This is a genomic window from Streptomyces sp. XD-27 (assembly GCF_030553055.1).
Taxonomy (GTDB): Bacteria; Actinomycetota; Actinomycetes; order Streptomycetales; family Streptomycetaceae; genus Streptomyces.
Window position 1 is genome coordinate 1,826,210 of the sequence record NZ_CP130713.1, and the last position, 15,615, is coordinate 1,841,824.

Genomic DNA, 15,615 nt, shown 5'->3' on the forward strand with positions numbered 1-15,615 from the left:
GCACGGGAACCGGCGGGCGGCGCGGACGCCTCGCCCCGCTCAGTCCTGGTGGACGGTTCCGTCGGGGTCGAGGCCGCGGAAGGACAGGATCACGATCAGGAAACCACCGCAGACGATCGCCGAGTCGGCGAGGTTGAAGACGGCGAAGTGCGCGGGCGCGATGAAGTCCACCACCGCGCCCTGCAGGCCGCCGGGGGCGCGGAAGACGCGGTCGGTGAGGTTGCCCAGCGCGCCGCCGAGCAGCAGGCCCAGCGCGATGGCCCAGGGCACGCTGTACAGCTTGCGGGCGAGCCGCGCGATCACCACGATCACCGCGGTGGCGATCACCGTGAAGACGATGGTCATCGCCTCACCGAAACCGAACGCCGCGCCCGGGTTGCGGATCACCTCGAGCTGGAGCCACTCGCCGACCACCTTGACGGGCGCGTGGTGCTCCAGCTCCGCGACGACGAACAGCTTGCTGGCGAGGTCGAGCACGTAGGCGAAGGCGGCCACGGCGAGCAGCACCGCGATGCGCCGCCGGCCCCTGTCCGCGGCCGGGACGCCCGCGCCCGGGTCACCCGCGCTGGGGACGGTCCGCTCGGCGTCGCCCGCGCTCGGGGCGGTCCGCTCGGCGTCACCCGCCGCCTCGGCCTCGTCGGTCTTGTCCCTCTGCTCGGGGTCTGGCGTACCGATGGCCTGCTCCGCCTCTGTCACGTGAGTCCCTCAACGTCCGCGTCCGTGCCAGGCCGCCGCCTGGCTGAGGACGAGGGTACGGCACACCCGTACGAGTGGTCAGCGGCGCTCCTGGCGCTGCTTGCACTCCACACACAGGGTGGCACGCGGGAACGCCTGCATCCGGGCCTTGCCGATGGGCCTGCCGCAGCTCTCGCAGAGCCCGTACGTCCCGGCGTCCAGCCGCGCCAGGGCGCGTTCGGTCTGCAGAAGCCGTTCGCGGGCGCTGCCGGCCAGCGCCAGCTCGTGCTCGCGCGTGATGTTCTTGGCACCGGTGTCGGCCTGGTCGTCGCCCGCGCCGTCGCCCGAGTCGCGCATCAGCCCGGCGACCGCGGCCTCGGAGGCGCGGATCTCCCCGCGCAGCCGCTCGGCGTCCTGGTTCAGCTCGGCACGGGCCTCGGCGACCTCCTCGGCCGACCAGGGCTCCTCACCGGGGCGCACCGCGAGCTCGCCGGGCCCCGCGGCTCCGGCGCGGGCCTTGGGGACCGCGGTGTCGCGGTCCGCGCCCGCCGATTCGTCCGGGGTCTTCTTCAGCGCCACTGTCCTGGCTCCCGTCTTCTTCGCGGGCACCGCCTTCTTGGCGGATGCGGCCGTCTTGGCTGTGGCCTTCTTGGCCGTGGTCTTCTTCGCCGGGGCGGCCTTGGCTGTGGAGTTCCTCGCCGGGGCGGCCTTCTCCGCGGCCTTCGTCGCCGCCTTCTTCGTGGCCTTCTCCTCGGGAGCCCTCGCAACGGCCTTCGTCGCGGTCTTCTTCCCGGCGGCCTTCGCAGTGGTCTTCGTGGTGGCCTTCTTGGTGGTCTTCTTCGCGGCCTCCTCGGCCGACGCGGTCTTCTTAGCCACCATGGCCAGGACCCCTTCACATATTGTGATCTTGCGCGCAAATCGTGCCGGAACGATAAATCGGCTCCGAGCACGCGGCAACGGGGCACGCCGCCCGACTCGCCCGGCTTCCTCGTACGGGAAGCCGGTCTCATCCGTTGTGCCCCACCCCGGGCCCGGTAATCCGGTCGGCGCCGGCGGCGGAAAAGCGGTCGGCCGCTGTCGGCACCGCCCCGTACACTGGGCGGAGCGAAAGGCGTGGATGGGGACGCGTAGCGTCGTACGCAGCCATGAGCGACCCGGGGACGGTGCGAGCCCGGGGGCGAGCGCGATGTGAAAGATCACCCCGGAGCCGCCGGAAGAAAGCCTTGGACAGTGGGCTCCGCCCACGGACCGCTCAGGGCCGGTAGAACCGGCATCGCGACCCTAATGAGGGGATCGGGAGCGTGACCGCTCGCGGTCAAGGAGGGTGGTACCGCGGGAGCGCGCAGCTCTCGTCCCTCCGACGGAACGACAAACGACGTGTCCGCCGGAGGACGACCCCGATGAGTCCGCAGCCGCAGTATCGCCAGGTGCCAGCCCAGGTCGACCTGCCCGCCCTCGAGCACGCCGTGCTCGACTTCTGGCGCGAGAGCAAGCTCTTCGCCCGCAGCCTGGAGCAGTCCGAGGGACGGCCCGAGTGGGTCTTCTACGAAGGCCCGCCCACCGCCAACGGCATGCCGGGCGCCCACCACATCGAGGCCCGCGTCTTCAAGGACGTCTTCCCGCGCTTCCGCACGATGCAGGGCTACCACGTCGACCGCAAGGCCGGCTGGGACTGCCACGGCCTGCCGGTCGAGCTCGCCGTCGAGAAGGAGCTCGGCTTCAGCGGCAAGAAGGACATCGAGGCCTACGGCATCGCGGAGTTCAACGCGAAGTGCCGGGAGTCGGTGACCCGGCACACCGACGCGTTCGCCGAGCTCACCACCCGTATGGGCTACTGGGTGGACCTTGACAACGCGTACCGGACCATGAACCCGGAGTACATCGACTCCGTGTGGTGGTCGCTGAAGGAGATCTTCAACAAGGGGCTGCTGGTCCAGGACCACCGGGTCGCCCCCTGGTGCCCGCGCTGCGGCACCGGCCTGTCCGACCACGAGCTGGCGCAGGGCTACGAGACGGTCGTGGACCCGTCGGTCTTCGTCCGCTTCCCGCTGACCTCCGGCCCGCTGGCGGGCGAGGCGGCGCTGCTGGTGTGGACGACGACCCCGTGGACGCTGGTGTCCAACACGGCCGTCGCCGTGCACCCGGACGTCACCTACGTGGTCGCCACGAACGGCGAGGAGAAGCTCGTCGTCGCCCAGCCGCTGCTGGAGAAGGCCCTCGGCGAGGGCTGGGAGCCCACGGGGCAGACCTTCACCGGCCGCGAGATGGAGCGCTGGGCCTACCAGCGCCCGTTCTCCCTCGTCGCGATCGACGGCGCCCACTTCGTGGTCAACGCGGACTACGTGACGACCGAGGACGGCACCGGTCTGGTCCACCAGGCGCCCGCCTTCGGCGAGGACGACCTCAAGATCTGCCGCTCCTACGGCCTGCCGGTGGTCAACCCGGTCCGCCCCGACGGCACCTTCGAAGAGGGCATCGAGCTGGTCGGCGGCCAGTTCTTCAAGAAGGCGGACGAGGCGCTCACCGCCGACCTCGACGCCCGGGACCTGCTGTTCCGGCACGTGCCGTACGAGCACAGCTACCCGCACTGCTGGCGCTGCCACACCGCGCTGCTCTACTACGCCCAGCCGTCCTGGTACGTCCGCACCACCGCGGTCAAGGACGCGCTGCTGCGCGAGAACGAGAAGACCAACTGGTACCCGGAGTCGGTCAAGCACGGCCGGTTCGGCGACTGGCTGAACAACAACATCGACTGGGCGCTGTCGCGCAACCGCTACTGGGGCACCCCGCTGCCGATCTGGCGCTGCGCGGAGAACCACCTGACCTGCGTCGGCTCGCGCGCCGAGCTGACGGAGCTGACCGGCAGCGACCAGTCGGGGCTCGACCCACACCGCCCCTTCATCGACGCGGTGACCTTCACCTGCACCGCCGAGGGCTGCGCCCTGGAGGCCGTGCGCGTCCCCGAGGTGATCGACGCCTGGTACGACTCGGGCTCGATGCCGTTCGCGCAGTGGGGCTACCCGTACCGCAACAAGGAGATCTTCGAGAAGCGCTACCCGGCGCAGTTCATCTCGGAGGCGATCGACCAGACCCGCGGCTGGTTCTACACGCTGATGGCCGTCGGCACCCTGGTCTTCGACAAGTCGTCCTACGAGAACGTGGTCTGCCTGGGCCACATCCTCGCCGAGGACGGCCGGAAGATGTCCAAGCACCTGGGGAACACCCTCGAGCCGATCCCGCTCATGGACCAGCACGGCGCGGACGCGGTCCGCTGGTTCATGGCGGCCGGCGGCTCGCCGTGGGCGGCACGCCGGGTGGGGCACGGCACGATCCAGGAGGTCGTCCGCAAGACGCTGCTGACCTACTGGAACACGGTGGCCTTCCAGGCGCTGTACGCGCGGACCTCCGGCTGGGCACCGAGCGAGGCCGACCCGGCCCCGGCCGACCGGCCCCTGCTGGACCGCTGGCTGCTCGGCGAGCTGAACACGCTGGTCGACCAGGTCACCAAGGCCATGGAGGCCTACGACACCCAGCGCGCGGGGAAGCTGCTGTCCGCCTTCGTGGACGACCTGTCCAACTGGTACGTCCGCCGCTCCCGCCGCCGCTTCTGGCAGGGCGACGCGGCGGCGCTGCGCACGCTGCACGAGTCCGTCGAGACCGTGACCCGGCTCATGGCGCCGATCGTCCCGTTCATCACCGAGCGGGTCTGGCAGGACCTGGTCGTCCCGGTCGCCCCGGACGCGCCGGAGTCGGTGCATCTGTCGACCTGGCCGACCGCCGACGAGAAGCTGATCGACCCGGTGCTGTCGCAGCAGATGCTGCTGGTGCGCCGGCTGGTCGAGCTCGGCCGCGCGACCCGCGCCGAGTCCGGTGTGAAGACCCGGCAGCCGCTGTCGCGGGCTCTGGTCGCGGTGGCCGGCTTCGAGGCGCTCTCCCCCGAGCTGCACACGCAGATCACCGAGGAGCTCAACGTCACCTCGCTGGCCTCGTTGAGTGAGGTCGGCGGCTCGCTCGTGGACACCACGGCGAAGGCCAACTTCCGTGCCTTGGGCAAGCGGTTCGGCAAGGGCGTCCAGGCTGTGGCCAAGGCGATCGCCGAGGCGGACGCCGCCGCCCTGTCGGTCGCGCTCCGTGAGGGCACGGCCTCGGTGGTGATCGACGGCGAGACGGTCGGCCTCTCCCCGGAGGAGGTCATCATCACCGAGACCCCGCGTGAGGGCTGGTCGGTGGCCTCCGACGCGGGCGCGACGGTGGCTCTCGATCTGGAGATCACACCGGAGCTGCGGCGCGCGGGCGTGGCCCGCGACGCGATCCGGTTGATCCAGGAGGCGCGCAAGAACAGCGGCCTGGACGTCGCCGACCGCATCGCGCTGCGCTGGCGCGCGGCCGAGGCCGAGACGGAGGCGGCGCTGTCCGAGCACAGCACGCTGATCGCGGACGAGGTGCTGGCGCTGGACCTGGCGGCGGGCGAGGCGGACGACTCTTACGGTGAGGAGTTCACCGACGAGGCGCTGGGCCTGATCTTCCGCCTCCGCAAGGCGTAACCCACCCGCCCACCCGATCAACAGCGCCCGGTCGCCGCTCCCCACAGGGGCGGCGACCGGGCGCTTCGCGTGCCCCGGTTGGTGCGCCGACGGCGCGCACGGCAATGGGCCGGGCCCCTGGGATCATCCCAGGGGCCCGGCCCGTTTGATCAACCGTTCAGCGATCGCAAGCGATCAGTTGTCGTCCTCGTCGATCAGGAAACCGCGCATCGGGCTCGGCGCCTGCTGCATCGGCTGCGGGCCCTGCGGCCGCACCGGTGCCATCGGCTGCGTCATCGCCGGGGACATCTGCTGCTGGCCGCCGTAGGACGGGCCGTTGCCGCCCTGCGTGTGGCCGCCCATGGACTGGTTGCCGCCCATCGTGTGGCCGCCCATGGGGCTCGCGCCCGCGGAGGCCATCGACGGGGACGGCGGCAGCGAGGCGGTCGCCGGGGTGCGCGGCGGGGCCAGCGAGTCGTCGGCCTGGTTCTCCAGCTGGCGCAGCTGGCTCTCCAGGTACGACTTCAGACGCGTACGGTACTCGCGCTCGAAGCCGCGCAGGTCCTCGACCTTGCGCTCCAGCGTGGCGCGCGCGGACTCCAGGGAGCCCATCGCCACACGGTGCTTCTCCTGGGCATCCCGCTCCAGCGCGTCCGCCTTGGCGCGCGCGTCGCGCTCCAGGCCCTCGGCGCGGCTGCGGGCCTCGCCGACGATCTTGTTGGCCTCGGAGCGGGCCTCCGCGATCGCCTGGTCAGCGGTCTGCTGCGCGAGCGAGAGCACACGGGCGGCGCTGTCACCGCCAGGACCCTGCTGCGGCAGCTGCGGGCCGGGGCCACCGGGGCCGCCCATCGGACCGCCCTGGCCCATCGGGCCACCCTGACCCATGGGACCGTTCTGCCCCATAGGTCCACCCTGACCCATAGGACCGTTCTGCCCCATCGGGCCGGGGCCCATCGGGCCGCCCATCGGGCCCGGACCGTGCGGTCCCTGCGGGCCGTGGCCGCCAGGACCGGCAGGCAGCTGAGGTGCACCACCCGGCAGCTGGGGCGGACCGCCCATCTGCTGCTGCTGCGGCGGCACCGGCTGCGGGCCCGATATGGCGGCGGGCACCGGGGCGCCCGGCCGCTCCTGTTGCTCGGGAGGTTTACGCATGCCTTGCTGCTGGTTCTGCGCGGCGGCCCGGGTCGCGGCGGCCAGCTTGGCCCGCAGATCCTCGTTCTCCCGCAGCAGCCGAGTCAGTTCGGCTTCGACCTCATCGAGGAAGGCATCGACCTCGTCCTCGTCATAGCCTTCTCGGAGGCGGACGGTCGTGAACTGCTTGTTCCGCACGTCCTCGGGGGTCAACGGCATCTCTTCTTCACCTCAACGTAGTCATCGGCAATCGGCAAGACCGCATCGTCCACGCCTACCTCGCAGCACCCACGAAGTTGATCAGGACATAGACAATGATCATCAGCACGAAGAAGGACAGGTCGAGCGCCACGCCCCCGAGACGCAGCGGCGGGATGAACCGCCGCAGAAGCTTGAGTGGCGGATCGGTGACAGTGTAGGTGGCCTCAAGGACGACCACCATCGCCTTACCGGGTTGCCACGAGCGGGCGAACTGGAAGACGTAGTCCATGACCAACCGGAAGATGAGCACGATCAGGAAGCAGTACAGCGCGATGTAGATCACCTGAAGTGCGATGTCCATCCCGCGGGTCCCTCTCCCCTGTTCGTACCCGGCCTCGCGGCCGCTGTCTGACTCGGTGCTACCGGTGTTGCGTCTCAGCTCTGATTGAAGAACCCGCCCTCTGCGATACGGGCCTTGTCCTCCGCCGTGACATCGACGTTAGCAGGCGACAACAGGAACACCTTCTGAGTCACCCGTTCAATACTCCCGTGGAGGCCGAAGACGAGACCGGCGGCAAAGTCGACAAGTCGCTTCGCGTCGGTGTCGTCCATCTCCGTCAGATTCATGATCACCGGAGTGCCCTCACGGAAGTGTTCCCCGATGGTACGGGCCTCGTTGTAGGTCCGGGGGTGCAGTGTCGTGATGCGGTAAGGCTCCCGCTCGGACACAACTTTGGGCATGATCACCGGTGCGTTCTTCTCCAGGTTCTGGCGTTCAGGTGTGATGGACGCCACGGGGGCGATTCGGGCGGGTCGTCCGCTTTCCGCTACGAGCGGAGCGGGTTCGCGCTGTGCCGGCGGGTGGACGACTCGTACCGGTTCGTCCCTCTCCGGCCGGGCTTCGGGGGTGGTTTGATGCCGCCTGCGGTCCCGTTCGGGCTCCGGCTCGGGCTCGAACTCGTCGTCGGGGTCGAACCCCCGGCCGTCGTACCCATCGTCCTCCACGAGGCCGAGGTAGACCGCCATCTTGCGCATCGCGCCGGCCATTCTCTGCGTCCTCCGCTCTGTGGTGGATCGGCTCCGTCACCGGGTGCCGTGGATCCACGCGGCCTGCCCGCCTTGGCGGGAATTGACCATATTTTCTGCTGTGGTCCGACTTCTTGGCGACGTTACCGGAGCCGAGGTCGGACTCCGAGTACCGCCGTACCGACGCGCACATGTGTCGCTCCGGCCGCCACCGCGTCCTCAAGGTCCGTGCTCATTCCGGCGGAGACCATGGTGGCAGCAGGATGGGCCGCGCGCAGGCTGGATGAGATTTCCATCAGCCGGTCGAACGCGGCCCTGGGTCTGCCCGCGTACGGGCCGGCGAGCGGCGCGACCGTCATCAGCCCCTGCAGGCGCAGCCCTTGCGCCTGGGCGAGGGCGTCGGCCAACTCCGCCACGCCGTCCGGCGCGACGCCGCCCCGACCCGACCGCTCGCCCGACTCGGCGTCGAACGCGACCTGGATGAGGCAGCCCAGCTCCCGGCCACCGCGGACCGCCGCCGTGGACAGGGCGTCGACCAGTCGCTTCCGGTCGATGGACTGCACCACATCGGCATAACTCGCCACGGAACGTACCTTATTCGTCTGCAGTTGGCCGACAAAGTGCCAACTCAGCGGCAGATCCGCGCACTCGGCCGCCTTCGGGGCCGCGTCCTGGTCGCGGTTCTCGGCCACCTGCCGCACGCCCAGATCCGCGAGCAGCCGGACGTCGCTCGCGGGATAGGTCTTGGTGACCACGATCAGGGTCACGTCCTGCCGGGGGCGGCCGGCCGCGGCACAGGCGGCCGAGATCCGGTCCTCCACTCGGGCCAGGTTTCCGGCCAGTTCGGTCTTGCGATCCGTCACAGCTCCGCGTCCAACCAGACATAGCTCGCGAGCCGCCCTGTCGTGCGGTCGCGCCGGTACGAGAAGTGATCTGCCGATTCCAGCGTGCAGATGTGAGAATGTCCACCGATTCCCACGCCAAAACGGGCAAGTTGGGCGGTTACCCCCGCGGCCACGTCGACCGCCGCGGTTCCCCAGCTGGTCTCCGACCACGCTTCCGGCACCACGTCGGCGACCGCGTCCCGCATCGCCTCCGGGACCTCGTAGCAGCGTCCGCAGACCGAGGGGCCGGTGTGCGCCAGGATCCGCCCGGGTTCGGCGCCCAGCGCCAGCATCGCCTCGACCGTCGCCGGAACCACTCCGGCGACCAGGCCGGGCCGTCCCGCGTGCGCGGCCCCGACGACGCCCGCGACCGGGTCGGCCAGCAGCACCGGGGTGCAGTCGGCCGTGAGGACGGCGAGGGCGAGCCCGCGCCGCGTCGTCACCACCGCGTCCACGGCGGGTACCTCGTCGCCGGTCCAGGGTCCGTCGACCACGGCGACGTCCCGGCCGTGCACCTGGTTCATCCAGACCACCGCCCCGGGTTCGAGGCCGAGGGCCCGGGCGGCCCGCTCGCGGTTGACGCGGACGGCCGCCGGGTCGTCGCCGACCGCGCCGCCGAGGTTGAGCGTGTCATACGGAGCGGCGCTCACCCCGCCCCACCGGTCGGTGAAGGCGAAGTGCGCGCCGCTCGCGTCGTGCTGTTGTCCTATCACTTCCGGGGGCTTACTTCAGGAAGTCCGGAACGTCCAGCTCCTCGGCCGTGCTGTCCTGGTACGGACGGGCCGGCGGGACCTGCGGGGAGCTCACCGGGGGCGGGGGCACCTCCGCGGCCGCGGCGGGCTCGGGGTTCGGCTCCTCGTCGCGCTGGGTGACGCTGCCCAGTCCGCCGAAGGACGGGCGGCTGGGCTCGGCGGGGACGGACGCGCGGCCGGCGGTGCCGGCGGAGTCGTCCCGGCTGCTGTACGCGCCCAGCACCTTGTCGCGGTTCTCGCGGTTCTTGGCCGGCGGCTGACCGCCGTCGAACCCGGCCGCGATGACCGTGACCCGGACCTCGTCGCCGAGCGCGTCGTCGATCACGGCGCCGAAGATGATGTTCGCCTCGGGGTGGGCGGCCTCGCTGACCAGCTGAGCGGCCTCGTTGATCTCGAACAGACCGAGGTCGGAGCCACCGGAGATGGACAGCAGCACGCCGCGGGCGCCGTCGATGGACGCCTCCAGCAGCGGCGAGGAGATCGCCATCTCGGCCGCGGCCACCGCGCGGTCGTCGCCGCGCGCCGAGCCGATACCCATGAGCGCCGAGCCGGCCTCGGACATCACGGACTTGACGTCCGCGAAGTCCAGGTTGATCAGACCCGGCGTGGTGATCAGGTCGGTGATGCCCTGGACACCCGAGAGCAGCACCTGGTCCGCGGACTTGAACGCGTCGAGCACGCTGACCTGGCGGTCCGAGATCGACAGCAGTCGGTCGTTCGGGATCACGATGAGCGTGTCGACCTCGTCGCGCAGCTGCGCGATGCCGTCCTCCGCCTGGTTCGCCCGGCGGCGCCCCTCGAAGGTGAACGGGCGGGTGACCACGCCGATCGTCAGGGCGCCCAGCGAGCGGGCGATGTTGGCGACGACGGGTGCGCCGCCCGTGCCGGTGCCCCCGCCCTCGCCCGCGGTGACGAAGACCATGTCGGCCCCCTTGAGGACCTCCTCGATCTCCTCGCGGTGGTCCTCGGCGGCCTTGCGGCCGACATCGGGGTTGGCGCCGGCGCCGAGGCCGCGGGTGAGCTCACGGCCGACGTCGAGCTTGACGTCGGCGTCACTCATCAGCAGGGCCTGCGCATCGGTGTTGATCGCGATGAACTCGACGCCCTTGAGCCCGACCTCGATCATCCGGTTGATGGCGTTCACGCCACCGCCGCCGATGCCGACGACCTTGATGACTGCGAGGTAGTTCTGCGGTGCTGCCACGTCGAAGGCCTCTCGCCTCGATTTACGTGTCGCCACCCCGCAGTTGCTGCGGTGCGCCGACGGATGCCGAATGGGGTGGTCCTCTTGGCCGACCCCAACCCTAACGGTGAAGTTTAGGGTTACTAGTGCCGCTGTCCTCTGGGTTCTTCGGAACAGGACACTAAGTCGACAAGTGGTGCGTGTTCAATGAACACGCCGAACCTCCCGTTTTTCTTTTCACCCTATGTGATCACCCCTGAGGGTAGCCAACCAGGGTGCCGGACCTGGCCGAATGTCCGATACGGCTACGTCAACTGACCGGACACCGCCGGGGCACCCGGCGCACTGACGTCGAAGTGCCCCGCGCCGGGCACCGCTTTCAGCAGCGCGGTGAGCGCGGCCGCCTTCTGCCCGCCTCGTTCGCCGCTGCCCCACATCACCGTACGACCACCCGTCAACTCCACCGTAATGGAATCGAAGGAGCGCACGCGGATGACGCGGGTGTCGCGGTGGACCGGCGCGGGAAGGGCCGCCGCGACCCGGGCGCCTTCCCGGCGCAGCCGGTCGGTGCCGAAACGGCGGGAACTCGGCGATGGGGCGACGTCCATTTCGAGCAGGGGAACCCCTTTCGGGGCTTGCTCGACCGCGGCGAACCGCACGCCGTCCACGTCCACTTCGACGAACTTTCCGTCCGTTCGCAGGGCCACTTCCGGCTTCCGTTCGACCACTTCGAGACGGATGGTGTGCGGCCATGAACGGGACGCGTGGACATCGGCGATCCTCGGCAGCCGCGCACGCACCCTGCGTTCGATGGCGCCGGTGTCCACCGAGATGAGCGGGGAGTCCATCGGTACGGCCGCGGCCTTCTCCACCTCATCGGGTGTCAGGACGTCGGCGCCGCGCACATTCACCCGCTCGGCCCGCAGCCAGGCCGAACCGTAGAGCACCCACGCACCTGTCCCGCCCAGCAGGACGGCGGTCACCAGGGTCAGCAGCACGGTGCGGCGGCCGGGGAGGCGCAGCCTGAGCCGCGGCACGCGTCGGGGCGGGCGGGACGGCGCCGTCTTTCGGGCACCGCGCTGGGCGGTCGTCGGTCCGGCCACGCTCCGCGTCTCCTTCCGGCGGCACCGCCCCGGGGGCGAGCCCCCGGGGCGGTGCGCAGCGTCACTGTGCGGCTTCCGCCGCGCGGCGTCCGTGGCGACGTACCCGCCCGCTCACCCCTGGCGGCGTGCGGCGATCGCCTCGTACACCATGCCGACGAGCAGTTCGTCGGCGTCCCGGCGGCCGAACTCGGCGGCGCGCCGCGACATCTCGTACAGCCGGTGCGGGTCGGAGAGCACCGGGAGCACGTTGCCCTGGACCCACTCGGGCGTGAGCTCGGCGTCGTCGACCAGCAGGCCGCCGCCGGCCTTGACCACCGGCTGGGCGTTGAGCCGCTGCTCGCCGTTGCCGATCGGCAGCGGAACGTAGGCGGCCGGCAGCCCGACGGCGGAGAGTTCGGCGACGGTCATCGCGCCCGCGCGGCAGAGCATCATGTCCGCCGCGGCGTACGCGAGGTCCATACGGTCCACATACGATACCGGGATGTACGGCGGCATTCCGGGCATGTTGTCCGCGCGCGGCAGTTCGTTCTTCGGGCCGACCGCGTGCAGGATCTGGATCCCGGCGCGCTGCAGGAACGGGGCGACGGTCTGGACCACCTCGTTCAGCCGGCGGGCGCCCTGCGAGCCGCCGGAGACCAGCAGCGTCGGCAGGTTGGGGTCGAGCCCGAAGGCCGCGCGCGCCTCCGGCCGGATCGCCGCCCGGTCGAGCGTGGCGATGGAGCGGCGCAGCGGGATGCCGATGTACCGCGCGTTGCGCAGCTTGCTGTCCGGCGTGCTGACCGCCACGAACTTCGCGTAACGGGAGCCGATCTTGTTGGCCAGGCCGGGCCGCGCGTTGGCCTCGTGCACCACGATCGGCACCCCGAGCCGCTTGGCGGCCAGATAGCCGGGCAGCGCGACATAGCCGCCGAACCCGACGACGCAGTCCGCCTTGGTGCGCTCCAGGATCTGCTCGGCGGCCTTGATCGTGCCGCGCAGCCGTCCGGGGACGGTGATCAGCTCTGGGGTGGGTTTACGGGGCAGCGGCACGGCCGGGATGAGCCCGAGCTCGTAGCCCCGCTCGGGTACGAGCCGCGTCTCGAGCCCCCGCTCCGTGCCGAGCGCCGTGATCCCCACGGTCGGGTCCTGCCTGCGCAGGGCGTCCGCGAGGGCGAGCGCGGGCTCGATGTGGCCGGCGGTCCCCCCACCGGCGAGTACGACATGCACCGAAATTCACCGCTCTCCGGACGGCAGCTTCTTGACGCGCCGTCTCATCGTCTTCCATCTCACCCCAGCCCGCTTCCTGCCGAAGACAGGCTGCCGCATGGCCAACGCCGCTCGGGCACCGGGTTCCGCACGCGCGAAGGCGATGAGCAGACCGATGGCGAACATGGTCGGCAGCAGGGCGGACCCTCCGTAGGAGAACAGCGGGAGCGGGACCCCGGCGATCGGCAGCAGACCGAGCACCGCACCGATATTGACCACGGCCTGCGCCGTGACCCAGGTGGTCACACCTCCCGCGGCGTACCTCACGAAGGGGTCCTCCGTGCGTCCGGCCACGCGGATACCCGCATAGCCTAGAGCCGCGAAGAGGGCGAGCACCGACAGTGTCCCCGCCAGGCCGAGTTCCTCCCCGGTAATGGCGAAGATGAAGTCGGTGTGGGGTTCAGGGAGTTCACCCCATTTCTCCATGCTCGCACCCAGTCCGGAACCGAACCATCCGCCGTTGGCGAGAGCATAGATCCCGTGCACGGCCTGCCAGCACTGATCATTGGGCCCGGGATCGGTCGCGCCGATGCAGGCCAGCCGCGACATCCGGTTGGCGCTGGACTTGATCAGCACGATCCCGATGGCCGCGGCGACGGACAGGACGCCGACGAAGAGCCGGGTGGGCGCCCCCGCCAGCCACAGTACGCCGAACAGGATCGCGGTGACGATGATCGCCGTGCCCATGTCACCGCCCATCATGATCAGGCAGATCAGCACGCCGGCGGCGGGCACGAGCGGGACCAGCAGGTGCTTCCACTGGGTCAGCAGCCGCTTGTCCTTCTTGCGCGCCAGCAGGTCGGCGCCCCACAGCACCAGCGCCAGCTTCCCGAACTCGCTCGGCTGGAGCAGGAACGGCCCGCCGAAGGAGATCCAGTTCTGGTTGCCGTTGACCGCGACTCCTATCCCCGGCACCTGGACCATGCACATCAGGAAGACGGAGACGGCCAGCAGCGGATAGGCGAGGGCGCGGTGCAGCTTGATGGGCGTACGGGCCGCCAGCAGCATCAGGAGGCCGCCGAGGGCGGCCGCGAACAGCTGCTTGCGGAAGAAGTAGGACGGCGCGAGGCCGGACTGCAGCGCCTTGATCTGGGAGGCGGAGTAGACCATCACCAGGCCCAGCACGATGATCAGCAGGCTGGCGCCCAGGATCACGTAGTAGGCGGTGAGCGGCCGGTCCCAGGCGCGCCTGGCCCGCATCTGCAGCGTCCGCAGGCCCCCGAGCGCGGTGCCGCGCGGGGGCCCGGACGCCCCCGGTCCCGGGCGGCCGCGGGCCGGGCCCGGGGGCCCGGCGGTCGCACGTCTCGGCGGCCGCGTGGCGGGCCGGTCAGCGGTCATGTCACATCCCTCCGTAAGCATCCCCGCGCGAGCGGCCCTCGCGGGGGACCGGCGGGTCAATGCTCGTTCGAACGCTGCGAAGCCTGGGCGGAGCCTTCGGAGCCGGAGGCCAGCTCGCGCACGGCTGCGGCGAAGGCGTCGCCCCGCGCGTTGTAGTTGACGAACATGTCCATCGACGCGCAGGCCGGGGCCATGAGGACCGTGTCCCCCGGCCTGGCGAGCCGCGCCGCTTCCCGGACCGCCGCCGCCATCGCCCCAGTGTCCGTCCGGTCGAGGTCCACGACCGGGACATCCGGGGCGTGTCGCCGAAGCGCTTCGGCGATCAGGGCGCGGTCGGCGCCGATGAGGACGGCGCCGCGCAGCCGCTTGGCGGAGGCCACGACGAGGTCGTCGAAGTCGGCGCCCTTGGCCAGACCGCCGGCGATCCACACGATCGGCTCGTAGGCCGCCAACGACGCCTGGGCGGCGTGGGTGTTGGTGGCCTTGGAATCGTCCACGTAGCGGACGCCGTCGACGTCGGCGACGTGCGCGATGCGGTGCGCGTCCGGCCGGAAGGCGCGTAGCCCGTCCCGCACGGCCGCGGGCTCCACGCCGAAGGCGCGCGCCAGGGCGGCGGCGGCGAGGGCGTTGGCGATGTTGTGCGGGGCGGCCGGGGTGACGTCGGAGACCTCGGCCAGCTCCTGGGCCTGCTTGTGCCGGTTCGGTACGAAGGCGCGGTCGACGAGGATGCCGTCGACGATGCCGAGTTGGGACGGGCCGGGGGTGCCGAGGGTGAAGCCGATGGCCCGGCAGCCCTCCTCGACGTCGGCCTCGCGCACCAGGTCCTCGGTGGCCGGGTCGGCGGCGTTGTACACGCAGGCGACCTGGTTGCCCTCGTAGATGCGGCCCTTGTCGGCGGCGTACGCGGCCATGGAGCCGTGCCAGTCCAGGTGGTCCGGCGCGAGGTTGAGGACAGCGGCGGAGTGCGCGCGGACCGAGGGCGCCCAGTGCAGCTGGTAGCTGGACAGCTCCACCGCGAGCACGTCGTAGGGCTCCTCGCCCAGGACGACGTCCAGCAGCGAGACGCCGATGTTGCCGACGGCGGCGGTGCGCAGCCCGGCGGCCCGCAGGATCGAGGCCAGCATCTGGACGGTGGTGGTCTTGCCGTTGGTACCGGTGATCGCGAGCCAGGGCGCCGCCGTGTCCGGGTCGCGCAGCTGCCAGGCCAGCTCGACGTCGCCCCAGACCGGGACGCCGGCCGCGGCCGCCGCCTGGAACAGCGGCTTGTCCGGCTTCCAGCCCGGCGCGGTGACGATCAGCTCGGTGCCCTCGGGGAGCGTGTCCCCGTCGCCGAGGCGCACGGTGACGCCCAGTGCCTCGAGGTCGGCCGCCTGGGCCCGCGCACGCTCGTCGTCGCCGTCGTTGACGACCGTGACCTCGGCGCCGAGGCCCCGCAGCACACGTGCCGCCGGGACCCCGGAGACGCCGAGACCGGCGACGGTGACGTGCTTGCCCTCCCCCAGCGCTGCCGCTGGGAGGTGCCCCCAGTCCTGCCGTGTCACTTTGGAGTCCCGC

The 15,615-nt window shown here is 71.1% G+C and carries 13 protein-coding genes; 1 reads left to right on the forward strand and 12 read right to left on the reverse strand.

What is annotated here, in order from left to right; all coding sequences use genetic code 11:
- Window positions 1-39 precede the first annotated feature (39 nt).
- Entirely contained in the window at window positions 40-696 is a 657-nt protein-coding gene (gene lspA, locus Q3Y56_RS07770) for a signal peptidase II (protein ID WP_304461214.1), read from the reverse strand.
- Window positions 697-774: 78 nt separating this feature from the next.
- Window positions 775-1,554, reverse strand: coding sequence for a TraR/DksA C4-type zinc finger protein (locus tag Q3Y56_RS07775; RefSeq protein ID WP_304461215.1), 780 nt, complete (start codon window positions 1,552-1,554; stop codon window positions 775-777).
- A 521-nt stretch (window positions 1,555-2,075) separates the two neighbouring features.
- Here Q3Y56_RS07775 and ileS point away from each other — a divergent pair.
- Complete coding sequence (gene ileS, locus Q3Y56_RS07780) at window positions 2,076-5,219, forward strand: isoleucine--tRNA ligase (RefSeq protein ID WP_304461216.1); 3,144 nt, start codon at window positions 2,076-2,078, stop codon at window positions 5,217-5,219.
- 174 nt (window positions 5,220-5,393) lie between these two features.
- Here ileS and Q3Y56_RS07785 read toward each other — a convergent pair whose 3' ends face one another.
- The 10 genes from Q3Y56_RS07785 to murD all read right to left on the reverse strand — a co-directional run bounded on the left by Q3Y56_RS07785 (window position 5,394) and on the right by murD (window position 15,602).
- On the reverse strand, window positions 5,394-6,548 hold the full coding sequence (locus Q3Y56_RS07785) for a DivIVA domain-containing protein (protein ID WP_304461217.1): 1,155 nt from the start codon (window positions 6,546-6,548) through the stop codon (window positions 5,394-5,396).
- Between the two features lie 55 nt (window positions 6,549-6,603).
- A complete protein-coding gene (locus Q3Y56_RS07790; RefSeq protein WP_304461218.1) occupies window positions 6,604-6,891 on the reverse strand; it encodes a YggT family protein in 288 nt (95 codons plus the stop codon).
- Window positions 6,892-6,965: 74 nt separating this feature from the next.
- Window positions 6,966-7,577 carry a cell division protein SepF gene (locus Q3Y56_RS07795; protein WP_304461219.1) on the reverse strand — a complete coding sequence of 204 codons (612 nt, stop codon included), beginning with the start codon at window positions 7,575-7,577 and terminating at the stop codon, window positions 6,966-6,968.
- A 122-nt stretch (window positions 7,578-7,699) separates the two neighbouring features.
- Window positions 7,700-8,419, reverse strand: a complete 720-nt coding sequence (locus tag Q3Y56_RS07800; RefSeq protein ID WP_304461220.1) for a YggS family pyridoxal phosphate-dependent enzyme — start codon at window positions 8,417-8,419, stop codon at window positions 7,700-7,702.
- Entirely contained in the window at window positions 8,416-9,153 is a 738-nt protein-coding gene (gene pgeF, locus Q3Y56_RS07805) for a peptidoglycan editing factor PgeF (RefSeq protein ID WP_304461221.1), read from the reverse strand. The genes Q3Y56_RS07800 and pgeF overlap by 4 nt, the downstream gene beginning before the upstream one ends.
- A 10-nt stretch (window positions 9,154-9,163) precedes the next feature.
- Entirely contained in the window at window positions 9,164-10,396 is a 1,233-nt protein-coding gene (gene ftsZ / locus Q3Y56_RS07810) for a cell division protein FtsZ (RefSeq protein ID WP_304461222.1), read from the reverse strand.
- Window positions 10,397-10,680: 284 nt separating this feature from the next.
- Window positions 10,681-11,478 (reverse strand): cell division protein FtsQ/DivIB, encoded by a 798-nt coding sequence (locus tag Q3Y56_RS07815; RefSeq protein WP_304461223.1) that lies wholly within the window; start codon window positions 11,476-11,478, stop codon window positions 10,681-10,683.
- A gap of 111 nt (window positions 11,479-11,589) precedes the next feature.
- Window positions 11,590-12,684, reverse strand: a complete 1,095-nt coding sequence (murG, locus tag Q3Y56_RS07820) for an undecaprenyldiphospho-muramoylpentapeptide beta-N-acetylglucosaminyltransferase (protein WP_304461224.1) — start codon at window positions 12,682-12,684, stop codon at window positions 11,590-11,592.
- 6 nt (window positions 12,685-12,690) lie between these two features.
- Window positions 12,691-14,061: a putative lipid II flippase FtsW gene (gene ftsW / locus Q3Y56_RS07825; RefSeq protein WP_369696721.1), complete on the reverse strand. Its 1,371-nt coding sequence runs from the start codon at window positions 14,059-14,061 to the stop codon at window positions 12,691-12,693.
- Window positions 14,062-14,117: 56 nt separating this feature from the next.
- A complete protein-coding gene (gene murD / locus Q3Y56_RS07830; protein ID WP_304461225.1) occupies window positions 14,118-15,602 on the reverse strand; it encodes a UDP-N-acetylmuramoyl-L-alanine--D-glutamate ligase in 1,485 nt (494 codons plus the stop codon).
- Between the last annotated feature and the right edge of the window lie 13 nt (window positions 15,603-15,615).